Genomic DNA, 23,153 nt, shown 5'->3' with positions numbered 1-23,153 from the left:
CTTCGTAGCAGCGGCGGACCTGCGCATCCTCCCTCCCCCCTTTGCGGGGGAGGGTGGCCCCCGAAGGGGAGCGGGCCGGGGCGAAGTCCCGCAAGAGGGGAGCGACGGTGCAGAAACAAGCTTTGCCCGTCCTGCCGGTCGCGTCATGTCCTGAACCCGGGCTCCCCTCTCCCGACCCGGCCTGACGACCGGCCCACCCGCCCCCGCAGAGGGGGGGGGAGATCCGCCGATCCGGCCGCGTCCCTCACGGCTCCCGCCGCAGGACCGCGTAGGGCAGGTCGCGCAGGAGCTGGCCGAGATCGGCCCCCTCCATCCGGTCTCCACGATCCGCCCCGAGACGAGGTCGCGCCAGATCGTGCCCGCCCCGAGATCGACCCGGGTGCCGGCGAACGCCTCGCCCGACCAGACCGCCTCGCCGACGATGCCGGCGAACAGGCGCGGCACCGCCACGAACAGGTCGCCGCCCTCCTCGCCCGGGTCGGTCCGCCGGTAGGCGATCACGTGGGCCGCCCGGTCGCCCCTGGCCTCGACCGGCTCGTAGGCCGCGCTGGCGTAGAAGGCCGGCCGCTCGGCCCGCTCGGCGAGCAGGCGCGCCAGGGTCGCCTGCTTGACCCGCCCGTCCGGCCAGTGCGGCAGCAGGTCGGCCGGTGCGCCGCCCTGCTCGAGCATGCGCTCGAGGGCCGGGTAATCCACCGGGCGGCGGTTGTCGGGATCGACGAACGAAAAGTCCCAGACCTCCGTGCCCTGGTAGGTGTCGGGCAGCCCCGGCAGGGTGCATTTCAGGACCGTCCGGCCGAGGCCGGCCAGCATGCCGAGATGGGCGAGCCGCCGGGCGAAGGGGCGCAGCTCTCGCAGGAAGTCCGAGCCCGGGGCGATCAGCGCCGAGAACAGCTTCTTGACCGCGCCCTCGTAGACCTCGTCGACGTTGACCCAGCTCGACCGGCGCTTGCCCTCCCGCATGGCCTTCTCGCCGTAGGCGATCAGCCGGTCGCGGAAGTCTTCGATCGCCGCCGTCTCGTCCCGCTCCAGGAGTTCCAGCGGCCAGGCGCCGAGGATCGCCTGGAAGAACATCCACTGGTCGTTGGCATCCGGGGCCGGCTCGCCGTCGATCCGGGCGAGGTGCGGCCCGGCGGTGCGCTGCCACAGGTCCCAGGCGCCGGCCCAGCCCTCCGGGATCTCGGAGAGCGCGAGCATCCGGGTCCGGGCATCCTCGCCGCGCTTGGTGTCGTGGGTCGCCGTGGTGATCATGGCGTTCGGCCAGTCGCGGGCGCGGGCGATCTGGAGGTCGTGAAAATGCTCGGCGTCGATGCCGTACTCGCCCGGATCGCCGCCGACCTCGTTGAGGCCGAGCAGGCAGGCGTACCGGTAGAACAGCGTGTCCTCCAGGCTCTTGGCCATGACCGGGCCGGTGAGCTGCTGGAACCGCCGGCGGAAGCGCAGCGCCACCCGCGGGTCCGGGCGGCCCGGCCCCGTGGTCTCGATCCGCCCGAGCAGCACGTCGGCGGCGAAATCGTGCACCGAGCGGTCCGGCAGGCTCGACCAGCGCTTGGCCTTGGCGACCGCGCCCTCGATCAGCCGCACGTCCTCGGGCTCGACCTCGCCCTCCTCCAGCTCCGGCGGCAGGTAGCTGCGATAGGTCGGGAAGCGGGCGATGATCTCGATCAGCGCCCGGCGCAGGGCGTTGACGGTGAAGTCGCGGGTGCGCCGGTCGGCATCGGCCACCTCCTTGAGATCGGAGGTCAGCACTTCCAGCTCGCTGGCGAAGCTGATCTCCAGGATCTCGGCCTTGGCGGCCCGGAGCTGGAACCCGTAGGGCTCGTCGAAGCCCGAAGCCCATTCGTACAGGCGCCGGACCTTCCCCTGCCGCTCCTTGTCCACCAGGATGCCGTCGAGCTGGTTGAGCACGTCGTAGCCCGTGGTCCCGGCCACCGGCCAGGGCCGCAGCCGCTCGCCGGGCTCCAGGATCTTCTCCACCACCACGTAGAAGCCCGGGCCGACGGCGGCCTGGAGCGCGCGGGCGTAGCCCAGCGGGTCGGCGAGCCCGTCGATGTGGTCGATGCGCAACCCGTCGATCCGGCCCTCGCGGATGTGCCGGAACACGGTCTCGTGCGAGCGGTGGAAGATGTCGGACAACTCCACCCGCAGGCCCGCCAGCGAGTTCACGTCGAAGAACCGCCGGTAGTTGATGTCGCTCGAGGCCACCCGCCAATGGGCCAGCCGGTAGGCCTGGGCCTCCAGGAGCCGGTGCAGCGGCCCGAAGCTGTCCGGGCGGCCCTTGAAGCCGTTGAGCAGCGCCAGGGTGCTGGCGGTGGCCTCCTGGATCAGGGGCGAGACGCCGTAGATCTCGGCGAGCCGGCGCTTGAGCCCCTCGGCCTCCTCCGGGAAGCCCGTCCGGCGGGTCTCGTCGGCGTCGATCGCCATGGCGCGCAGGCGCTCGGAGATGGCGAGCAGCTCCGCGGTGGTGTCGTCGTCCACCGCGCCGATGGCGGCGATCACCCGGTTGAGGATGGTCGGATAGCTCAAGGGGCGGATCGGCAGCTGGTGCTCGTAGTGCCAGACGCTGAAGGCGCCGGCCTCGGGATCGAACTTCAGCTCCAGCGTGCCCTGCTCCAGGGCCTCGCCGTAGCGCTCGCCCAGGAACGGGATCACCAGGTTGCGGCCGGCGCCGAGGCGCTGCCAGTCGATGTCGAACGCGTCCGCGAAGGGCGACAGGGAGCCCCATTCGAGCACCGAGAGCCACCACGGGTTGTCGGAGCCGCCGACGCCCATGTGGTTCGGGACGATGTCCAGCAGCAGCTTCAGCCCGTGCCCGTGCAGGGTCTCGGAGAGCCGGACGAAATCCGCCTCGCCGCCGAGCTCCGGGTTGATCGCGCCGTGATCGACGATGTCGTAGCCGTGGGTCGAGCCCGGCCGCGCCTTCTGGAGCGGCGAGGCGTAGACGTGGCTGATCCCGAGCTTCTTGAGATACGGGACGATCCGCTCCGCGTCCGCGAAGGTGAAGTCCTTGTGGAACTGCAGCCGGTAGGTCGATTGCGGCGGCGGCACGGCCAGCCGGGCGGAGCCCGAGCGCGGGCCCCGGGACTCGGCCGAGAGCGAGGCCGCCAGCTTGGCGAGCGGTCCCCCGGGGGCGGCGATGTCCACGAGGTCCCGGTCGAGCTTGCGCCGCCAGTTCGGATAGCCCTCGGTGGAGCCCGGCACGTTGGCCTGGGCCAGTTCCGAGACCACGTCCTCGTACTGCACGGCGGTCAGCATCGAGGGGGCGCGGGCGAGGTAGCGGGCGGCGGCCTCGAACGGCGCGGCCTCGGGGGATCGGCCGTCGGCAGGAGCTGCTCCCCGGCCAGCGCCTCGGTGAGGCGGCGGCGCTCGACCACCCGCTCGCCGCGCTCGGCCTCGGCGCGATCCTGATCGTACAGGCCCAGCGACTGGCGGGTGTCGGTGTCGACCCCGCGCCACCAGCCGACGAAGGTCGGCAGGTCGTGGGTGGTGATGGCGGTGAGCGCGTCGCGCGGGTAGGCGGACGGGGCCTTGAACCGGCCGTCCCCTTCCCGCTCGAAGGCCAGGATCCGGTAGCTGAGCACGCCGGCCCGCATCAGGGCGTCGGAAAAACCCTCGGGCGCGGTGCCGAGATCCTCGGCGATGACCAGGCACTTGTTGCGGTGGCTCTCCAGCCGCAGCACCGCCAGCATCGGCTCGAACGGCATCGCCACGTAGGCGCCGGCATGGGCGCCGGCCCCGAGCGGGATCAGGAACAGCCTTGCGAGCTGGAAGGCGTGGTCGATCCGGATCGCGCCGGCATGGCGCATGTTGGCCTGGACCAGGGCCCGGAACGCCGCGAGGCCGTCCCGCTCCATCTCCAGCGGGTCGAAGGCGGGCAGGCCCCAGTTCTGGCCCTTGGGGGCGAGCAGGTCCGGGGGCGCGCCGATCGAAACCCGGTCGGCGAAGCGCTCGGGATGGGACCAGATCTCGGAGCCGCCCCGGTCGGCGCCCACCGCGAGGTCGCGGTAGAGCCCGACCCGCATGCCGGCCGTGAGCGCCGTCGCGGAGGCCGCGGCGAGCTGGCGGTCGGCGAGGTATTGCAGCCACGCGTGGTAGCCCACCGCCTCGGCCTTCTCGGCCGCGAAGGCCACCACCGCCTCGGTGCCGGCGCGGCGGTACTCCTCCGGCCAGTCGCCCAGCCAATGGGCGCCCTGCTGCCGGAAATGCTCGGACAGGGCCTCGAACACCGCGTGGGCGGCGAGGTCGACGCCGCCCTCCTGGCGGAAGCGCTCGAAGTCCGCGTCGGTGCCGGCCCGGGCCGGGGATTCGAGCCAGAGGGCGCGCAGCACCGGGTCGAGCACGTCGGCCACGCCCTGGTGATCGACGAGCGCGGCCTCGCGCAGGGCCGTGATCGCGTCGGCGCGCTCGGCGAGCAGCGCCTCGGCCCGGGAGCCGGCGAGCCCCGGCAGGCTGCGCGGCGCGATGAACAGCGTCTCGAGGAACAGCCGCGAGGACGGCGAGTAGGGCGAGATCTTGGTCCGGTCGGAGCCGAACAGGGCGTGGACCGGGCTGAGCCCCAAGAACGCCGCCCCGCGCAACGCCGCCTCGCGGGCGGCCTCGCCGGCATCCGCGTAGGTGCCGATCCCGATGTTGGTGGCCGAGCGCAGGCCGTAGAGCTGGGCGGCCATGCCCCAGTCGGAGGCGCCCTCCTCCGTGTAGGGCCGCGGGCGCCAGCAGCGTTGGGGCGCGGCGATCACCCAGGATTCGGCCCGGATCCGGCCGGCCTGGACGGTGAGCCGGTGGTAGCCCGGGGTCAGCGGCGGCAGCTCGAAGCCCGCACCCTGGCCCGGCTCCGCCCCCTGCAGGTTGGCCCGGCCCTCGCGGGCGGCGCCGCGCTCGTCCACCAAGCGCCAGACCAGCGTATGCGGGGATCCGTCGGCGACGCGGACCGGCACCCGGGCGGCGCGGCGCGCCTCCACGGGCAGGAGCGGCGGGACCAGGCCGCCGCGCAGGGCCTCGACCTGGGCCAGGCTCTCGCCGATGCCGGCCTCGTCCTCGACCGCGAAGCCGAGCGCCGCCAGCAGGCCGCGCCGGACCTCCAGGGAGGTCTCCACCGGCTTGCCGAAGGCGTCGGTGTATCCGGAGGCGACGCCGACGAGGTCGGCGAGTTTTTCGAGGGGGCTCACGAGCGGGGCTCCGTCAGGAACAGGCCGGTCCAGGCGGGCAGGTCCCGTCCGGTCTTGTCGGGGGCGTTGGTCCAGACCACCCGGGCGCCGCCCGGATCCACCGCGAAGGCCTCTGCGCCGACATTGGCCACGAACCGCAGGGTGCCGGCGCCGAACCGCCAGGTGCAGTCGACCACGTCGGCGCGCGGCAGGGTGGCGGCGGCGCCCTGGTAGCCGGATTTCGCCAGCGGCACCACGACCTCCCGCCGCAGGCCCAGCAGGCGCGTGGTCTCGGCCAGCACCTCCCGGTGCGGCGAGCGCGCCCGCTCGGACCAGTCGAGCTTGGAGGCCGCGAAGGTCTCGTGCTCGGTGGGATCCGGGATCTTCGAGGTGTCGTCGGCGAACGCGGCGAAGCTCTTGAACTCCCGGCGGCGGCCCTCGCGCACCGCCGTGTTCAGGTCTTCGTCCGGGGCGAAGTCGACGAAGAACAGGAACGGCGTCGAGGCCGACCATTCCTCGCCCATCCAGAGCATCGGGATCTGCGGCGCCAGCAGGAACCCGGCCCGGGCGAGGTCGAGTTTCGCGGGATCGGCCAGATGCGACAGCCGCTCGCCCAGCGCCCGGTTCCCGACCTGGTCGTGGTTCTGCAGGAAGGTCACGAAGGCCGACGGCGGCAGGTGCGCCGAGGGCTCGCCGCGCGGATGGTTGTCGAGGGTGGCGAACGGCTCGCCCTGATACGCAAACCCCTCCGCCAGGCAGCGGGCCAGGCGCGCGACGGGTTTGTCGGCAAAGCTCTGGTAATAGCCGGCGTCCTCACCGGTGAGCAGCACGTGCCAGCAATGGTGCAGGTCGTCGGCCCATTGCGCGTCGTGCATCTTCGGCCGCCCGGCGCCGTCGCGCTCGAGCCAGCGCGCCTGGTTGGCCTCGTTCTCGAGCATCAGGTGGATGTCGCGGTCCGGGAAGGTCTTGCGGACCGTCTCACCGAGCTCGGCCAAAAAATGGCGCGGCGAATCGTCGAGGATGGCGTGGACGGCGTCGAAGCGCAGGCCGTCGAAATGGTATTCCTCCAGCCAGTACAGGGTGTTCTGGATGAAGAACTGCCGCACCGTGGCGCCGCTCTCCTTGCCGTCGAAGTTGATGCCGGCGCCCCACGGGGTCTGGTGGCGCTCGGTGAAGAAGGTCTTGGCGTAGGCGTGCAGGTAATTCCCCGCCGGCCCGAAATGGTTGTAGACCGCGTCGAGGTAGACCATCAGCCCGAGCCCGTGGGCGGCGTCGATCAGGCGCTTGAGGTCGTCCGGGCGGCCATAGGCGCCGTCGGGGGCGTAGGGCAGGACCCCGTCGTAGCCCCAGTTGCGCGAGCCCTTGAAGTCGGCGAGCGGCAGCAGCTCGATCGCGGTGACGCCGAGCGCCTTGAGATCGGGCAGGCGCGCCTGCAGGGCGGCATAGGTGCCCTCCGGGGTCGCGGTGCCGACATGGCACTCGTAGATCACCGCCTCCTCGAACGGACGCCCGGTCCAGGCCTCGTCCGTCCACGCGAAGGCGCGCGGATCGATCACCTCGCTGAGGCCCGAGACGTCGTCCGGCTGGAAGCGCGAGGCCGGGTCCGGCGCCACGAGGTCGCCGTCGACCCGGAATCCGTAACGGGCGCCGGGCTTTACCCCGGGCAGGGCGGTGCGCCGCCAGCCGCCGCCGGATTCCGGCAACGGATGCGCGACGCCGTCGACGACGAGTTCGACGCTCTGGGCGGTCGGGGCCCAGAGCGCGAAGCGCACGCCGCCCCCCACCATCTCGGCTCCGAAATCCATGCTGTGGGCGCGCCGCATCGGGCCACGGTCCTCGTCGTTGGCCGTGCGTCCCGAGGGACAAGCGCGGCAGGGATCATTGTCGTGGGAGAAGGCCCCGCACACGATCCGGTTCCCGCAGCGCAGCTATGGCGACGTGATGAGACGGCCAGCGTGCGAAAAATGGCGCGGGGGACCAAGTGGTAGGCTGTGGGGTCACGTTCGATAGAACAGGACCTGGCTATCCGGGCGGAGTTGCAACAGGGCGTCGAAGTCCCTGAGGTTGCGCGTGAGCACGCAGAAGCCGAGCTTGAGCGCCTGCAGGAACAGGACGCAATCGTGGAGTGCGCCCATGCGGTCGTCCTTTGCATAGCCCTGGATCCGGCAGAGCATGCCCGCATAGACGGCGGCGCTTCCCAGGATCTCGGCGTCGGGCGTGAAGATCCGGTGCGGCGGCATCGCGTCGATCGCGGTTCCGATTGCCGCGACGGCCTGGGCGCTGCGAGGGTCCTTGGGATCGAGGACCCCTACCGTGTGCATCAACTCCTGGATGGCGACAGTGCTGTGGTTCACGATCCGGATGCCGAGGAGATCCTCGACCAGGGGCGGCGCCCGCCCCTGCATCTGGTCGATGTAGACGCAGGTATCGAGCAGGAGGGGACGGCCCGCCTGCGCCTGCGCCTCGAGGAAGGGCAGTGCGGTATCGTCCCGGCGCTGCAACGCCGTCTTCGGTGCCTGCCGACGCAGCCGTTCCGCAGCCTTGAAGGTGAAGGCCACTCGCTAGAAGCTCAGGTCGAGTTCCGGGTCGACCGAGGCCCGCAGCGTGCGGAATACGTCCGCGAAGCCATCCTCGATGGCGATGTTGGCGAGCGCGAACTCGATCAGCGCGGTATCGGAGTGAAGCCCCGTCCGGGCCTTGGCGCGTTCGATCAATTCCGGTGCGACGCGTCCGGAGATCCGGCTGGCCTTGCCCCGGGTCAGGCCGCTTTCCTGCGCGCGGGCCATGACAGCGGTAACGGAAGGGGCAAGGGCTGTCTCAGTCCCTGAGGCCTGCCTCGGCTGCGAACGATCTCCAGCCATGACGATGCTCCGATGACGTTCAACAAATCGTATGATCAGGCAACGTAACGCGCAGGACCCCCGCGCGCAATCATCTCGCTTCGACCGGCTCGAACTGGGGCCTGCTCTCAACCCCTCGGCACCCAACCGCTCGACACCCCCGCCCCCACGCCCGCCGCGGTGAGCACCAGCACCGAGCGGCCCGGCAGCGGCACCGGCGCGTCCGGCCCGTAGGACGGGGCGCCCGGCGGGACCGTGCCGGCTGCCTCGCCGGTGTCGAAGGCCGGCTGCCAGGGGCCGCCGATCACCGGGGCGAGGCGGAAGTCGAGGGGCTCCACCCCGGCGTTGAACAGCAGCAGCAGGCGGTCGCCGTCCCCGTCGTTGCCGATCTGCATGCCGAACACCTGCAGGCCGTCGTCAGCCCAGTGGTGGTTCTCCATCTCGGTGCCCTCGGGGGCGAGCCAGTGCACGTCCCGGAGGGGCGCCTCGGGGGTGGCCGGGACGCCGGTGAAGAAGGTCCGCCGCCGCAGGGCCGGCTGGGCCCGGCGCAGGGCCAGGAGGTTCGCCACGAAGCCGGTGAGCTGCGGGTCCGGGTCGCTGGTCCAGTCCATCCAGCTGATCGGGTTGTCCTGGGCGTAGGCGTTGTTGTTGCCGCCCTGGCTGCGGGAGCGCTCGTCGCCCATCAGCAGCATCGGTACGCCCTGGGCCAGCATCACGGTGGCCAGCATGTTGCGCTTCTGGCGGGCGCGGGCGCCCAGGATCGCCGGGTCGTCGGTGTCGCCCTCGACGCCGTAATTGCAGCTGACGTTGTGGCCGTGGCCGTCGCGGTTGTCCTCGCCGTTGGCCGCGTTGTGCTTCTGCTCGTAGGCCACCGTGTCGGCCAGGGTGTAGCCGTCGTGGCTGGCGATGAAGTTGACGCTGGCCAGCGGCGAGCGCCGGGACGGGGCGAACACCTCGCGCGAGCCGGTCAGCCCCTGGGTCAATTTCGCCAGGGTGCCGGAATCGCCCTTCCAGAAGCCCCGGGCCGCGTCGCGGAACTTGTCGTTCCACTCGCTCCAGCCGCGCGGGTAGCCGCCGAGCTGGTAGCCGCCCTCCCCGATGTCCCAGGGCTCGGCCACCATCTTGACCCTGGCGAGCACCGGATCCTGCGCCACCGCCTGGAAGAACGCCGCCTGCGGGGTGAAGGCGAGCGGCGCGCGCCCGAGGCTGGTGGCGAGGTCGAACCGGAAGCCGGCGATGCCGTAGGCGGTGACCCAGTGGCGCAGGGAATCGAGCACCAGCTGCATCACCCGCGGGTGGCTCGCATCGAGGGTGTTGCCGCAGCCGGTGCAATCGATCGTCCGGCGCCGGTCCGCGGGGTCGAGCTTGTAGTAGCTGGCATTGTCGATGCCGCGGAACGACAGGGTCGGGCCGCTGTGGTCGCCCTCGGCGGTGTGGTTGTAGACGACGTCGAGCCAGGTCTCGATCCCGGCGGCGTTCAGCTCGCGGATCGCCGCCTTGAGGCCGCCGAGCCCGCCCTCCCCGAGGTAGCGCGGATCCGGGGCGAAGTAGCCCAGGGGCTGATAGCCCCAGAAATTGACGAGCCCCTTCTCGACCAGAAAGCGGTCGTCCGCGAAGGCCTGGATCGGCAGCAGCTCCAGGGCGGTGACCCCGAGCTTGACCAGGTGCTCGATGATCGCCGGATGGGCGAGCGCCGCGTAGGTGCCGCGCTCCGCTTCCGGGATGGCGGGATGGGTGCGGGTCAGCGCCTTGACGTGCGCCTCGTACACCACGGTCTCGGTGAGCGGCCGGCGCAGCGGGGCGAGGGCGAGGTCGGGCACCTCCGGGGCCGTGACCACCCCCTTGGGCATGTAGACCGCGCTGTCCCGCCGGTCGATCCGGCTCTCGTTTCCCCGGCGGTGGCCGTAGAGCGCGTCGTGCCAGCGGATCCGGCCCCGGATCTCCCTGGCATAGGGGTCGAGCACCAGCTTCGAGGCGTTGAACCGGTGGCCGTTGGCCGGATCCCAGGGGCCGTGCACCCGGTAGCCGTAGAGCTGGCCCGGCAGCACCCCGCGCAGGTAGCCGTGCCAGACGTCGTCGGTGCGGCAGGGCAGCCGGACCGTGCGGGTCTCGTGCCGCTCCCCCGGCTCGAACAGGCAGATGTCCACCGCGGTGGCGTGCTCGGAGAACAGGGCGAAGTTGACCCCGCGCCCATCGAAATGCGCGCCGAGCGGCGCCGGCACCCCGTCATCGACGGCGATCATGGGCGGGGTCCGGTTTTGTGGGAGGTGGGGGGATGGGAGGGCGCGCGGTCATTCATAGGGTTCTGGATGGCGCTCGGCTCGCAGGGGCGTTCGGTCCAGGTATGACACGCGCCCTTCCTTCCCCGCAAAGGCCGGCGGGTTCGGGGAACGCAGTCCGGATCCTTCCCGGCGGCAGGAGAAGCCGCATCGCAGCGGGCGCGCGCCCTCCCTCCCCCCTTTGCGGGCTGCGGGTCAGACTGGTTGGAAGACCCATCTCCCGAGGAGCGATCCCCCCTATCGGATGACCCGCGTCGTCTTTCCGGGGCGCCGGAGGCGAGCCCGGACCCAGAACCACTGTCGGCGCAAGGGTCGGCGCAAGGGTTGGACACGTCGGCGTCTCTGGATCCCGGGCTCCGCTGCGCGGCCCCGGGATGACGGCGCGCGGCCGTATCGGTCAGGTCTTCACGAGGGGAAGACCGAGCCTTCCGCCCTGAGCAGAGATCAAAATTCCGACCTGTCTAACCCGGAGCTCTGCCGCGGAGGGAGGCCCTGGAAGAGGGCGAGAGAGAAGGGCCACGGCTGCAGGACAGGGTTTCACCCGTCATGCCGGTCGCGCCTTGTCGGGAAGCCGGGTTCCCCTCTCCCGATGCGGGCCTCACGGCCGGCCCACCTCCCCCGCAGAGGGGGAAGGGAGAGGCGCGCCTCGGCTGCCGCCCTTTTCCGCCTACTCGGCGGCCGCGGCGGCGGTCGGGGGCTCGCGCTCCATCGTGCGGAAATTCTCCAGCTCCGACAGGAAGTTGCGGGCCCACCAATCCACGTCCTCGCGGGTCATGCGCTCGACCATCGGCTTCCACCGCGCCAGCCGCTCGGCCTTGGGCATGTACAGGGCGGAGCGGATCGCCTCGGCGACCTCGAACCGGTCGTAGGGGTTGATCAGCAGCGCCTCGGGCATCTGCCGGGCCGCGCCGGCGAATTTCGACAGGACCAGGACGCCCGGATCGTCCTCGCTCTGGGCGACCACGTATTCCTTGGCGACGAGGTTCATGCCGTCGCGCATCGGCGTGACCAGGCCGACCCGGGCCGCCCGGTACAGGCCGGCCAGGACCGGGCGCGGGTAGGCCTTGGTGATGTACTGGATCGGCGTCCAGGCCGGGTCGCCGAGCGCGCCGTTGATCTCGCCGACCTTCTCGTTCACGTCCCGGGCGAGCTGCTCGTATTCCGGCACCTCGCTGCGGGATTTCGGGGTGATCTGGATGTAGGTGACGTTGCCGCGCTGGTCGGGATTCGAGGCGAAGAAGCTCTCCACCGCCTCCATTCGCTCGGACACGCCCTTGGAATAGTCGAGCCGGTCGACGCCGATCAGCAGCTTGCGGGTGCGCAGGCCCGCGATGGTCTCGCGCACCACCTTGTTGGCGTTGGCCTTCTCGGCCGCCTCCTTGAAGCCGGCGACGTCGATCCCGATCGGGAAGGCGCGGATCCGGGTGCGGCGCCCGTCGACCATCAGCGAGCCGCCGCCCAGCGGGATCGCCCGCTGGGTGTCGACCAGGTTGCGCTGCAGGTTCTGGACGTCGGCCTCGGTCTGCAGGCCGATCAGGTCGTAATCGACGATGGCGCGCAGCAGCTCGGTGCTCGCCGGCAGCGAGTTGAACACGTCGGCGGCGGGCCAGGGGATGTGGTGGAAGTAGCCGATCGGGTTGTCGAGCCCGAGGCCGCGCAGCTCGGCGGCCAGCGGCAGCAGGTGGTAATCGTGCACCCAGATGATGTCGTCGGGCTCGACCAGCTTGGCGAGCGCCCGGGCGAAGGTGCGGTTGACGCGGCTGTAGCCGGCGTAATCCGAGCGCGAGAACGCGCCGAGCCCCAGCCGGTAATGCATGATCGGCCACAGGGCCCGATTCGCGAAGCCGGCGTAATATTCCAGGTGGTCCTGCGGGGAGAGGTCGACGACGGCGTACTGGACCCGGCCGCGGTCGATCAGCGTCGGCTCCTCGGAGGGCTCCTCCGAGATGTTGCCGCTCCAGCCGAACCACAACCCCTCGTAGGCGGTGAACGCCTCCTTCACTGCGACCGCGAGGCCGCCCGCCGCAACCGCCTTCCCGCCATCCTCGGGGATGGCGACGCGGTTCGATACGATCACAAGGCGTGCCACGGGGGTCGGCTCCGGATCATGGGCGCGGTCCGCGTCGAGGACCTCGCCGCGCCTGCATCGGGACTTCTCTTATAGCAGAACGCGCGGAGTCCCTGCGCGATCCTTTGTCGAAGCAACCCAAGCGTGAAGCCGGGCGCGGGTCAAGTCGAGCACGCCGCCGCGCCGGACAGGATCGCCGCCCTGTCCGGTGCCGGCCGCCGGGTTCCGAACGCCTCCGACGCCCGTCCGGTCAGCCTTCGAAGGCGATGCGAAGGGAAGCCCCGAGCGTGTTGAAGAGCGGGCGAAGCGTCGCCGTTGTGCAAGCGTGGCGGTTCTGCCAGACCGCGCCTGAACGCCGGCTGAGCGGCGGCCGCGAACCCGCGCGGAGCGGTCCTTCGGGATCGGCCGGAACCGGTGACAGCCCAACCGGTTACTCAGCCATCGCGGGGGCCGCGGTCGCCGCAAGCGGCACCATCCCTGCGCCGCGAGGAGTGTTTTCGAGATGGCCGGCAACGAGTTCCCGCAGGACGCGCCGAAGGACCCGCTCAAGGATCCGCTGCACGATGGCCCCGGCGAGCGCGCCCAGTGGCGTGCGCTGCAGGGCGATGTCGAAGGTCTCGCCGACGAAGCCGCCGAGCGCGGCCGCGGCCTGATCGACGCGGCGCGACTCCAGGCCCAGGACTACGTCGAGCGGCGCAAGGGCGACGCCGCGCAGTCGGTCCACGAGCTGGCGCAGACGATCCGCAATTCCGGCCGCGACCTCGGCGACAAGCCGAACGTGCGCGCCTTCTTCGACAGCGCCGCCGACGGCCTCGAGCAGCTCGGCTCCTCGATCGAGCGGCGCAGCCTCGGCGACTTCTACGGTGAGGCCGAGGCCTTCGCCCGGCGCGCTCCGGTAGCGGTGGCGGTGGGGACCTTCGTGGCCGGCCTGATCGCCGCCCGGTTCATCAAGTCGTCGAGCCTGCCGCCGGAAGCCCCGGACGGCGACGCCCGCGACAGCTTCCGGGCCTGAGACCATGGCCCAGGGTCCTGATCCGCGCCAGACCGGCGCCTCCAGCATTCAGAGCCTCATCGGCGATGCGCTGCGGGAGACCAACGAGCTCGCCCGTAAGGAAATCGCACTGTTCCGCGCCGAGATGGCGGGCAACGTCCGCCAGCTCATCGTCGGCCTGGCCTGCATGGTCGGCTCCGCGGTGTTCGCCGTGGTCGCCCTGCTGGTCCTGATCGGCGCGTTCGTGAAGTGGCTCGCCACCATCGTGGGCTCCGAGTGGCTGTCGGCGCTCATCGTGGGCGGCGTACTGCTGGTCATCGCCGTCGGCATGGCCCTGTGGGCGCGCAGCGTCCTGTCCCTCTCCACCTTGGCGCCGACGCGTACGACGCGCCAGGTGCGCCAGGATGCCCAGGCCCTGTCGGAGCGCGTGTCCGGATGAGTTCGATGACCGACCTCGAGAAGGAAATCGAGGCGAGCCGGGCTCGGCTCGACGACACGATCGACCAGATCCAGGGCAAGCTCTCGGTCCCGAACATCGTGGACGAGATGCTGGGCAACGCCCGACGCACGCCCGCACTGAGTGGCGTATACGACGGGGCCCTGGAGGCGGTGCGCCGCAACCCGGTGCCGGTCCTTCTGATCGCCGCCGGGGTGGGTCTGCTGTTCAACCGGATGGCACGGGATGCCGAACGCCGCCGGACCCAGGTCTCGGCCGAGCGCGTGGCCACGCTCAACACCGGTACGGCCCGCGGCTACGACCCCGATCTCCCGACGGCGCGTCCGCCCCGCGATCCCCTCGAGACGACCGACATCTGACACCCGAACCGTGACGACCCGAGCCCGGCCGGAGAGCCGGGAGGGGCTCCACCCCCCAGGCGCCGCCGCGACGGACATCCGAGGACACCGCCATGACTGACAAGCCGAATCCGTCCAGCCTCCCCGATCAGCTCGCCGCCGCGGCGGGCATGCCGACCGGCTCGAGCGACAGCAGCCTGCGGCCCGATCCGGCCGGCCACGGCGACACCCGCCCGGCTCCCGGCGAGGCGGCGGGCGACTTCACGCTCCGCCCCGACCCGCGCGGGCTGCACGATCCGCTCCCGCACGGCGCCGCGACCCGGCCGATCGACGCGGCCGCCACCGCGCGGGAGAACGCCCAGGCGGCCGGCGAGCGCGCCAGCGATCTCGCCGGACAGGCCCGCCAAACCGTATCGGAGTTGGCCGACGACATCGGCGACCGCCTCGGTAGCGCCGCCGACCAAGCCCGCGCGCGGGCCGCTTCGGCCTACGATGACGCCCGGGAGCGTGCCGGGGCGCTGCACAAGCGCAACCTGCGGGCGCTCGACGACATCACCACCCAGGGGATCGACGGTCTCCAGCGCGGCCGCAGCGCGGTCGAGCGCTTCGTGGACGACAATCCGCTGCTGGTGGGCGTCGTCGGCGTCGCCGCCGGCCTGCTGCTCGGCGCGCTGCTGCCGCGCACCCGCCAGGAGGACCGCAACATCGGTCCCTGGGCCGACGAGGTCCGCGACCAGGGTCTGCGCTACGCCCGCGAGGTGACCAGTATGGGCCGCGAGTTCGTTCAGACCGCCCTCGACCCGGACAACCTCAACGCGGCGGTCCGCAAGGCCACGGATCCCGACGGGCATACGCCGCCGGAGAACGAGCGGACCGCACACAACCTCTGATCACGACGAGGAAACCGCCCGCTGGCCCCGAGGCCAGCGGGCGGTTTCTTTTACGCGCGATACAGCCCCGCATGCGTCTCACGGAGCAGGTTCTTCTGGACCTTGCCCATGGTGTTGCGGGGCAGTTCGTCCACGAACAGCACGCGCTTGGGGCATTTGAACCGGGCGAGACGCTCCTCCAGAGCCGCCAGCACGCCGGACTCGTCCGGCGCGTTCGCGCCGCCGACCACCACGGCTGTGACGGCTTCACCGAAATCCGGGTGTGCCAGTCCGATCACCGCGGATTCGACCACGCCCGGCAGGGCGTCGATCTCGGTTTCGACCTCCTTGGGGTAGACGTTGAAGCCCCCTGAGATGATCAGATCCTTGCCGCGCCCGACGATGTGGACGTAGCCCCGGGCATCGACCTTGCCGAGGTCGCCGGAGATGAAGAAGCCGTCCGGCCTGAACTCGGCCGCGGTCTTCTCCGGCATCCGCCAGTAGCCCTTGAACACGTTTGGGCCCTTGACCTCGATCATGCCGACCGCATCCGGGCCCAGCGCCGCGCCGGTCTCGGGATCGACCACCCGCAGGGATACACCCGGCAGCGGAAATCCGACCGTGCCGGCGACCCGGTCCCCCGTGTAGGGGTTCGAGGTGCTCATGTTGGTTTCGGTCATGCCGTAGCGCTCGAGGATGGCGTGGCCGGTGCGGGCCTGCCAGTCCCGGTGCGTCTCCGCGAGCAGCGGTGCCGAGCCCGATACAAACAGCCGCATGCCTTTCGCCGCGTCTGGGGTCAGGCTCGGCTCCTTCAGGAGGCGCGTGTAGAAGGTCGGCACGCCCATCAGGGCGGTCGCTCGGCCCATCAGGCTCAGGATCAGCTTCGGATCGAGGCGCGGCAGGAACATCATGGTGCCGCCGCTCGCCAGCACCGTGTTGGTCGCCACGAACAGCCCGTGGGTGTGGAACACCGGCAGGGCGTGGATCAGCACGTCGTCGGCGGTGAAGCGCCAGATCTCGACCAGCGTGCGGGCGTTCGAGGCGAGGTTGTCGTGGGTCAGCATGGCGCCCTTGGAGCGCCCGGTCGTACCCGAGGTGTACAGGATCGCGGCGAGATCCTCCGGGCCGCGGGGCACGTCCGTGATATCCGTGTCCTGTCGGTCCGCGGCCTCGGCGGCGCTGCCGGTCCCCGCGGCATCCAGCGTCCAGGTCTCGCGGATGCCGGAGGCGGCTCCGGCGAGGGCGTCGCGCCGGCCCGGGTCGCAGACGAAGATCGTGGGCTCGGCATCGCCGAGGAAATATTCGATCTCCGCCGGGGTGTAGGCCGTGTTGAGCGGCAGGAACACGGCGCCGGCCCGTACGACGCCGAGATAGAGGAAGATCACCTCCGGGCTCTTCTCGACCTGGACCGCCACCCGGTCGCCGGGCTGCACGCCCGCCGCCCGCAGGGCCGCCGCGTAGGCGCCGGAGCGGGCGATCAGGTCCGCGTAACTGTATCGGCGCCCGTCCGGCGTCTCGATCACGGTCTTGGCAGGATCCGGAACGCCGTCCCGGACCAGGGAGAAGAGGTGGTTCGTCATCGTGAGGCTTGAGCTATCACGGGCCATGGGGTTCAGGCAGCCATAGAACCGTTGGCGACCGCCCCGCAATCGCAGGCCGGCTCTCCGCCATGACGTTCACCGGGCGTCGATGCGCGAACCGAGATCCCCTTCAGGGTGAGGAAGCCCCCGGCTCACGCCTCGGCGAGCACCACGGCCCGCGGCGGCGGCAGCTTGGTGCGCAGCTCCCGGGTGACTGCCGGCGAAGCCGCCACGGTGCCGAGATTGGCGTAGGTCTCGTGGTTCTTCTCGATCGCCGCCAGGTCGTAGAGGTAGTTCACCATCAAGCCGTGCGACTGGGCCAGCCCCTTCTTCGCGGTGTCGCCGAGGAAGTTGATCCGGTCCAGCCGGGCGCCGTTGCCGAGGTGGAACCGGGCCACCGGGTCGAGCGGGCGCCCGCGCTCGTTCTTGGCGCGCAGGAAATAGGCGGCCGCGGCCGGGATCAGCGCCTTGCGCACCGCCTCGGCCCGGGCCTTGTCGGCGTGCCAGTCCGGATCGTCCAGGGCCCGCAGGATCTCCACATCCTCGGGCAGCAGCCCCTGCGGACTGTCGGCCCGGCGCTCCCGGGCGAGCCAGGCCGCGAAGCCGGGCACCGGCGAGAGCGTGACGAAGGTCTTCAGCGAGGGCACCTCGCGGGTCAGATCCTCCACCACCTGCTTGATCAGAAAATTGCCGAAGGTGACGCCGGCCAAGCCCTTCTGGCAGTTCGAGATCGAGTAGAAGACCGCCGTGGTGGCCGCCCGCGGCTGCAGCGGCTTGCGTTCCTGCGACAGGATCGGGGCGATCGCCGGGGCGACCTGCTCGGTGAGCGCGACCTCGACGAAGATCAGCGGCTCGTCGGCCAGGGCCGGGTGGAAGAACGCGAAGCAGCGCCGGTCCGGCGGCTCGATCCGGGCGCGCAGGTCGTCCCACCCGGAGATCGCGTGCACCGCCTCGTACCGGATGATCTTCTCGAGGATATGGGCCGGCGTGGTCCAGTCGATGTGCCGCAGCACCAGGAAGCCCCGGTTGAACCAGGATGCGAACAGGTGCTCGAAATCGGAATCGAGGCTGTCGACCGCGTCGAGCACCACCGGGTCCGCCTCGGCCCCGGTGCGCAGCGCCTTGCGCAGGTGGAACAGGTCCTCGCGCATCCGCACCAGGCTCAGCGTGCCGCCGCGGGCGAGGTTGAGGCGGCGAATCAGCTCCTGGCTGCGCGGCTCGGCGGCCTCATGCAGGGTGCCGAGGCGGGCGCGGGTCGGATCGGCCCGGTAGGCGGCGATCGCCTCGTCGACGGCGGCGTGGTCCGCGTCGAAATCCAGCGCGATCGCCCGCAGGAAGGCATGACGCTCCGGCTGGCCGAAGCTGGCGTAGCGGTCGAGGATCAGCCGCGCCAGCGCCACCCCGGAGGCCTCGCCGCGCCGGGAGATCAGGTCCTCGCACAGCTTGACCAGCTCGCCCGCGCTGGCACGGCCGCCGATCTCGCCGCGTCCGATGCCGATCAGGTCGCGGCCGCGCTCGCTGATGGTCTGGAGCAGGTCGCCGAAGAAGGAGATCGCCGCCATGACCCTTGCACTGACCCCTGTCGGACCTGACGTCTCTCCGGACCCGTCCGCCGGTCTGCGGAGCGGGACGCCCTCGTCCCGTCACGCAGGGACACGGCGGTTCCCGGCTCCGTCCGCCATTCTATGGTGGCGCAGCCGTCCCGACCAGAGCTTGAGCGGTCGCACGAACCAACGAACGCCCACCCTGCAACTCGAAGACGAACACCGTGTGACGGGTGGAACCAGGGGTTCGCCAAGCACCGTCCCGAACGACGGCGTTCGGGGAGGATGCGACGCGGACCCTCAGAGGCGCTCGGCCAGGGTGGCGAGGTCGGCCCGCTCCCGCCAGTCGCCGAGGCCGTGCTGGCGGGCGAAGCGGAGTTCGGCCGCCCGGAGCGCACGTTCCGGATCGCGGGCCCGCGTGATCTCGACGGACCCGATGGTGAAGGGCACCCCGAGGATCTCCCGGGCGAACTCGACGCGGTAGTTCGGCATCCCGTACTCCCTGCTGCAGCGGTTCCGACGTCGCCATGCGGAACGAAACCAACCCCAAGACCGTATCCGGATGAGGAGCCCCGGTCGGCTTCGGCTGGGCTTCGGCCCATGGGACGCGACCGGCAGCGCTTCCGCTGCGGACGGCCTGAACCGCGTCGACCGGATATGGTGCGGGGCGCGGGCCCGTGAAGGGGTTCGGGGCGTGGCGGAGGGCTGCAGGCCCGGCGCTTGCCGGACGGCGCGCTCTGCCCGTATCGATCTCGGCCCTGCCCTCCCTCACCCGTACGGACCTCACGATGGCCCCCATCACGGCCCTCCCGCGGCGGCGCGCCCGCCTGCTCCCGATCCTGCCGTGACCACCATCCTCGACGCGAAGGCCCGGCTCGGCCTGACGCTGATCGCCGGCGGGGCGGTCGCCAACATCTATTACAATCAGCCGCTGCTCGGCCTGATCGTCTCCGAGTTCGGCGATGCCGCCGCCCTCTGGGTGCCGACCACGGCCCTGGTCGGCTACGGGCTCGGCATCATCGGGCTCGTGCCCCTGGGCGACGCCCTGCCCCGCCGCCGCCTGATCGTGGCCCAATGCCTCGGGCTCTCCGTGGCACTGCTCGCCGTCGGCCTCGCGCCGAACCTCGCCTGCCTGGCCCTGGCCCATCTGGTGGTCGGCGTCCTCGCCTGCGCGGCGCAGCAGGCGGTGCCGTTCGCGGCCGAGCTTGCCCCGGATGCGAGCCGCGGGCGGATCGTCGGCCAGGTGATGACCGGACTGCTCACCGGTATCCTGCTCGCCCGCACGGCGAGCGGGTTCCTGGGGGCGCATCTCGGCTGGCGGGCGGTGTTCCTGGCCGCCTCGCTCCTGGCGCTCGTCATGGCGGGCATCGCCCGCGCCACCCTGCCGCACATGCCGCAGACCCATCCGCTGCGCTATCGTGCCCTGATGCTGTCGATCCTGCACCTCGCCCGGTCGCAGCCGGTCCTGCGCACCGCGAGCCTCTCGCAGGCGCTGCTGTTCGCCGCGTTCAACGCCTTCTGGGCGACCCTCGCGCTGCTGGTCGAGGGCCCGCCCTTCGGGCTGTCCGCCGCCGGGGCGGGGCTGTTCGGGGTGATCGGGGTCTGCGGCGCGTTCGTCGCCCCCGTGTCGGGCCGCTTCACCGACCGGAGTGGCGCCCGGCCCGTGGTGCTCGGCGGCAGCCTGATGGTCGCCCTGTCGTTCCTGGTGCTGTGGGCCGGGGGCACGTGGTCGCTCGTCGCCGTCGGGCTCGGCGTCCTGCTGATCGATATCGGCATGAACGGCGCGCTCATCGCCAACCAGACCCGGGCCTACGCCCTGGTGCCGGGGGCCCGGGGCCGCATCAACACCGTGCTGTTTACGACCCTGTTCGTGTTCGGGGCGCTCGGCGCCTTCGCGGGCTCGCAGGCGTTCCTGATGGTCGGCTGGCCGGGGGTCTGCGCTGTGGGGCTGGTCTTCTCGGTGCTGGCCGTGCTGGTGGCGGCCCGCGACCGGCACGGGCTGGCAGCGCCGTCTACCTGAGCACCCGCGACAGGCGACACCACGCCGCCTTCCCGGCCGGCAGGCCGAAGCGCAGGCGCTCGGGCCGCTCGGGGAAGCGCCGCACCGCGATGCCGCCCTCGGCGAGCCGCCGGTACAGGCCCGGCCGTCCGCGAAGTCTGCGGTGCGGAACAGGCTGGTGCCGCCGATGACGGTTCCGCCGCCGCGGGCGATCAGCCGGTCGAGGCGGCCCGCATCCGCCGCCCGCGACCGGGCCGCCTCCGCGCGCCAGTCCACGTCCGCCAGGGCCGCCCGCCCGATCGCCAGGGCCGGCCCCGACACCGCCCAGGGACCGAGCGCCGTGGCGATCCGGCCCGCCGTCCCGGAATCCGTCACCGCGAAGCCGAGGCGCAGGCCGGCGAGCCCGTAGGTCTTGCCGAAGGAGCGCAGCACCACGAGCCCAGGTCCGACATGCGGGCACAGGCTCGCCACCGGCTCCAGGTCCGCGAAGGCCTCGTCGGCGACCAGCAGGCCGCCGCGGGCGCGCAGCGTTTCCGCCAAGGCGAGCCGATCGGCGAGCGGATGGGTCCGCCCGTCCGGGTTGTTCGGATCCACCAGCACCGCGACGGCCGCATCGCCGACCGTCTGGATCCCGTCGACCTGCGCCACCGCGTGCCCCGCCCGCGCCCAGGCCGCGGCGTGCTCGGCATAGGTCGGGCCGACAACCGCCACCCGGGTCGGGGCCACCATCCGGGGCAGGGTCTCGATCAGGATCTGGGTGCCGGGGGCGGGCACGACCTGGGCGGCGCCCGGAGCCCCGTACGCCGCCGCGGCCGCCTCCCGTAGGGCCTCGACCTCGGCGGCGGCGGGAAGCCGTGTCCAGGCGCTGGCCTCCACCGGCGGCACGCGATACGGGACCGGATTGATCCCCGTCGAGAGGTCGAGCCAGGGTTCCGGCGCGTCTGGAAAGGCGTCCCGAAGCCCTCCGAGATCGCCGCCATGGGGGATGACACCCGGGATCGCCCCCGGCCTCGGAGCGGGATTCCAGAAACGATGGTCCATCCGCCCGACACGCTCGCCATCCTCGCCCTCGCCCTCGGGATCGAGGCGGCGTCCGGCTACCCGGACGCGCTCTACAAGGCCATCGGCCACCCTGTCACCTGGATCGGCCGGCTGATTTCCTGGCTGGAGCGTGGCCTGAATCGCGGTTCCGGGCGCCGCCGCCGGGTCGCGGGCTGCGTCGCGCTGGTGCTTCTTCTGGCGATCACGGGGCTTCCGGCCTGGGCGCTCACCGGCCTCGCCCTGTGGGCGGGTCCCCTCCCCGCCTTCCTGCTGCTCGGCCTGCTCTGCGCGAGCCTGCCGGCGCAGCGCAGCCTCAACGACCACGTCGCGGCCGTGGAAACCGCCCTGCGCGACGGCGGCCTAGCGGCCGGGCGCCGCGCCGTGTCGATGATCGTCGGGCGCGACCCGGACCAGCTCGACACGCCGGCGGTGTGCCGCGCCGCCATCGAGAGCCTGGCGGAGAATTTTTCCGACGGGATCGTGGCGCCGGCCTTCTGGATCGGGTGTCTGGGCCTGCCCGGCGGCGCACTCTACAAGGCGATCAACACCGCCGACAGCATGATCGGCCATCGCAGCCCGCGCTACGCGGCCTTCGGCTGGGCGGCCGCCCGGCTCGACGACCTGGTGAACCTGCCGGCCTCCCGGCTCGCCGGCCTGCTGATCGTCTGTGCGGCGCTCCTGCGCGGCGCCCGACGCACGCGGCGGCCTCCGGGCGATGGCCCGCGATGCCGGCCGGCACCGCTCGCCCAATGCCGGCTGGCCCGAAGCCGCCATGGCCGGTGCGCTCGGCCTGAGGCTCGCGGGTCCGCGGGTCTATGACGGCACCCGCGTCCCCGACGCGCATATGGGCGACGGCCGGGCCGAGGCCACGGCCGACGACATCGCCCGGGCCCTGACCCTCTACCGCACGGCCTGCCTGCTTCAGGGCGGCCTCGTCCTCACCCTGCTCGCCCTCTGGTTCGCCGTGCTGGGCTGACCCGACGGCACCGCCTGCGCCAGGGCTCTGGGTTGCATCATTTTTTTCGAAAGCCGGGACCCGCCTTTCGGGAGGATGCGCTACGCTGGGTTGAGCGGTCAGGGAGAAGCCGATGCGCGCGGTGTTCGTCGATGCCAGCGAGACCCTGGCGGCGGTGGCGCACCGCCTGCTGCGGCCGGACGATCCCGCGTTCGCGATCAACCTCCAGCCCGACATCGCCCCGGAGGACCTGCCCGCCCTGCTGGCCGGCGCAGAGATCGCGGTGATCGACCACACCGCCCTCCCGGTCGACGTGGCCCGCGCCTGCACGGGATTGCGGCACGTGGTGTTCCTGGGCACCGGCGCCCGCAGCTACATGGACCCGGAAGCGCTCCGGACCGCATGCGGCGTCACGGTCCACACGATCAAGGGCTACGGCGACACCGCGGTCGCGGAATGCGCCTTCGCGCTGATGTGGGCCGCCGCCCGGGGCCTGCCCGAGATGGACCGGGCCATACGGGCGGGGCGGTGGCTGCGCACCGAGGCGATCCAGCTCACCGGCAAGACCGTCGGACTGATCGGCTTCGGCGGGATCGCGGGCGAGATGGCACGGCTCTGCCACGGCGCAGGCCTGCGGGTGCTGGCCTGGAACCGGACGCCGAAGACGCATCAGGGCGTCGCGTTCGTGTCCTTGGAACAGCTGCTGCAAGAGAGCGACGTGGTCTCGCTCCACCTGCTCCTGACCGACGAGACCCGCGGCTTCCTGTCGGCAGCGCGCATCGCCGCGCAGAAGCCCGGCGCGATCCTGATCAACACCGCCCGGGGGGCGTTGATCGACGAGGATGCCCTCGTCGAGGCGCTTCGCACGGGGCGGATCGCCGCGGCCGGGCTCGACGTGTTCGCGGTCGAGCCGCTTCCCGGCGACCACCCGCTCGCGGGCCTGCCGAACGTCGTCCTGTCGGCGCATTCGGCCTTCCGCACGCCCGAGGCCAGCGACAACCTGATCGGCGCCGCCCTCGACCATTGCCGGCGGATTGCCGTCGGCTGATCC

General features: G+C 71.8%; 14 protein-coding genes and 3 pseudogenes. 7 read left to right on the top strand and 10 right to left on the bottom strand.

What is annotated here, in order from left to right:
• Positions 1-244: 244 nt before the first annotated feature.
• From FVA80_RS07395 to FVA80_RS07370, 6 genes and pseudogenes are all read right to left on the bottom strand, one after another.
• Positions 245-5,162, bottom strand: a pseudogene (locus FVA80_RS07395) (malto-oligosyltrehalose synthase).
• Complete coding sequence (gene treZ / locus FVA80_RS07390) at positions 5,159-6,964, bottom strand: malto-oligosyltrehalose trehalohydrolase (RefSeq protein ID WP_147910553.1); 1,806 nt, start codon at positions 6,962-6,964, stop codon at positions 5,159-5,161. The pseudogene FVA80_RS07395 and the gene treZ overlap by 4 nt, the downstream one beginning before the upstream one ends.
• Before the next feature lie 174 nt (positions 6,965-7,138).
• Positions 7,139-7,699, bottom strand: coding sequence for a type II toxin-antitoxin system VapC family toxin (locus tag FVA80_RS07385; protein WP_147910552.1), 561 nt, complete (start codon positions 7,697-7,699; stop codon positions 7,139-7,141).
• 3 nt (positions 7,700-7,702) lie between these two features.
• A complete protein-coding gene (locus FVA80_RS07380) occupies positions 7,703-7,927 on the bottom strand; it encodes a hypothetical protein (protein WP_047170722.1) in 225 nt (74 codons plus the stop codon).
• Between the two features lie 182 nt (positions 7,928-8,109).
• Positions 8,110-10,224, bottom strand: a complete 2,115-nt coding sequence (gene glgX / locus FVA80_RS07375) for a glycogen debranching protein GlgX (protein WP_147910551.1) — start codon at positions 10,222-10,224, stop codon at positions 8,110-8,112.
• Positions 10,225-10,927: 703 nt separating this feature from the next.
• Positions 10,928-12,349, bottom strand: coding sequence for a trehalose-6-phosphate synthase (locus FVA80_RS07370; protein ID WP_147909463.1), 1,422 nt, complete (start codon positions 12,347-12,349; stop codon positions 10,928-10,930).
• Between the two features lie 481 nt (positions 12,350-12,830).
• Here FVA80_RS07370 and FVA80_RS07365 point away from each other — a divergent pair, with 481 nt between their 5' ends.
• From FVA80_RS07365 to FVA80_RS07350, 4 genes are all read left to right on the top strand, one after another.
• Complete coding sequence (locus tag FVA80_RS07365; RefSeq protein WP_147909464.1) at positions 12,831-13,340, top strand: hypothetical protein; 510 nt, start codon at positions 12,831-12,833, stop codon at positions 13,338-13,340.
• Between the two features lie 4 nt (positions 13,341-13,344).
• Complete coding sequence (locus tag FVA80_RS07360) at positions 13,345-13,758, top strand: phage holin family protein (RefSeq protein ID WP_147855974.1); 414 nt, start codon at positions 13,345-13,347, stop codon at positions 13,756-13,758.
• Between the two features lie 5 nt (positions 13,759-13,763).
• Entirely contained in the window at positions 13,764-14,135 is a 372-nt protein-coding gene (locus tag FVA80_RS07355; RefSeq protein WP_187193612.1) for a DUF3618 domain-containing protein, read from the top strand.
• A gap of 92 nt (positions 14,136-14,227) precedes the next feature.
• Positions 14,228-15,004, top strand: a complete 777-nt coding sequence (locus FVA80_RS07350) for a hypothetical protein (RefSeq protein ID WP_147909466.1) — start codon at positions 14,228-14,230, stop codon at positions 15,002-15,004.
• A gap of 50 nt (positions 15,005-15,054) precedes the next feature.
• Here FVA80_RS07350 and FVA80_RS07345 read toward each other — a convergent pair whose 3' ends face one another.
• The 3 genes from FVA80_RS07345 to FVA80_RS07335 form a co-directional block, all read right to left on the bottom strand.
• The gene (locus FVA80_RS07345) at positions 15,055-16,563 is read right to left on the bottom strand and encodes a malonyl-CoA synthase (RefSeq protein WP_147909467.1); all 1,509 of its coding nucleotides are present in this window, start codon (positions 16,561-16,563) and stop codon (positions 15,055-15,057) included.
• A gap of 152 nt (positions 16,564-16,715) precedes the next feature.
• On the bottom strand, positions 16,716-18,125 hold the full coding sequence (locus FVA80_RS07340) for a malonyl-CoA decarboxylase (protein WP_147909468.1): 1,410 nt from the start codon (positions 18,123-18,125) through the stop codon (positions 16,716-16,718).
• Between the two features lie 282 nt (positions 18,126-18,407).
• Positions 18,408-18,599, bottom strand: a complete 192-nt coding sequence (locus FVA80_RS07335) for a hypothetical protein (protein ID WP_147856579.1) — start codon at positions 18,597-18,599, stop codon at positions 18,408-18,410.
• 352 nt (positions 18,600-18,951) lie between these two features.
• On the opposite strand from FVA80_RS07335, the gene FVA80_RS07330 reads away from it, so the two are divergent.
• Positions 18,952-20,127, top strand: coding sequence for an MFS transporter (locus FVA80_RS07330; RefSeq protein ID WP_147909469.1), 1,176 nt, complete (start codon positions 18,952-18,954; stop codon positions 20,125-20,127).
• On the opposite strand, the pseudogene cobD reads toward FVA80_RS07330, so the two are convergent.
• A pseudogene (gene cobD, locus FVA80_RS07325) lies at positions 20,120-21,147 on the bottom strand (threonine-phosphate decarboxylase CobD). The gene FVA80_RS07330 and the pseudogene cobD sit on opposite strands and share 8 nt — an antisense overlap.
• On the opposite strand from cobD, the pseudogene cbiB reads away from it, so the two are divergent.
• Positions 21,139-22,123, top strand: a pseudogene (gene cbiB / locus FVA80_RS07320) (adenosylcobinamide-phosphate synthase CbiB). The pseudogenes cobD and cbiB overlap by 9 nt on opposite strands.
• Before the next feature lie 112 nt (positions 22,124-22,235).
• A complete protein-coding gene (locus FVA80_RS07315) occupies positions 22,236-23,150 on the top strand; it encodes an NAD(P)-dependent oxidoreductase (RefSeq protein ID WP_147907678.1) in 915 nt (304 codons plus the stop codon).
• Positions 23,151-23,153: the final 3 nt, after the last annotated feature.

The sequence above is a fragment of the Methylobacterium sp. WL1 genome (assembly GCF_008000895.1).
Taxonomy (GTDB): Bacteria; Pseudomonadota; Alphaproteobacteria; order Rhizobiales; family Beijerinckiaceae; genus Methylobacterium.
This window is presented reverse-complemented; position numbering and strand designations above follow the sequence as displayed.

Excerpts from the sequence above, each read along its gene's own strand:
- treZ (WP_147910553.1), bottom strand. The coding sequence starts at position 6,964 with ATGCGGCGCGCCCACAGCATGGATTTCGGAGCCGAGATGGTGGGGGGC.
- FVA80_RS07380 (WP_047170722.1), bottom strand. The coding sequence starts at position 7,927 with ATGGCCCGCGCGCAGGAAAGCGGCCTGACCCGGGGCAAGGCCAGCCGG.
- glgX (WP_147910551.1), bottom strand. The coding sequence starts at position 10,224 with ATGATCGCCGTCGATGACGGGGTGCCGGCGCCGCTCGGCGCGCATTTC.
- FVA80_RS07365 (WP_147909464.1), top strand. The coding sequence starts at position 12,831 with ATGGCCGGCAACGAGTTCCCGCAGGACGCGCCGAAGGACCCGCTCAAG.
- FVA80_RS07360 (WP_147855974.1), top strand. The coding sequence starts at position 13,345 with ATGGCCCAGGGTCCTGATCCGCGCCAGACCGGCGCCTCCAGCATTCAG.
- FVA80_RS07355 (WP_187193612.1), top strand. The coding sequence starts at position 13,764 with ATGACCGACCTCGAGAAGGAAATCGAGGCGAGCCGGGCTCGGCTCGAC.
- FVA80_RS07350 (WP_147909466.1), top strand. The coding sequence starts at position 14,228 with ATGACTGACAAGCCGAATCCGTCCAGCCTCCCCGATCAGCTCGCCGCC.
- FVA80_RS07345 (WP_147909467.1), bottom strand. The coding sequence starts at position 16,563 with ATGACGAACCACCTCTTCTCCCTGGTCCGGGACGGCGTTCCGGATCCT.
- FVA80_RS07340 (WP_147909468.1), bottom strand. The coding sequence starts at position 18,125 with ATGGCGGCGATCTCCTTCTTCGGCGACCTGCTCCAGACCATCAGCGAG.
- FVA80_RS07335 (WP_147856579.1), bottom strand. The coding sequence starts at position 18,599 with ATGCCGAACTACCGCGTCGAGTTCGCCCGGGAGATCCTCGGGGTGCCC.
- FVA80_RS07315 (WP_147907678.1), top strand. The coding sequence starts at position 22,236 with ATGCGCGCGGTGTTCGTCGATGCCAGCGAGACCCTGGCGGCGGTGGCG.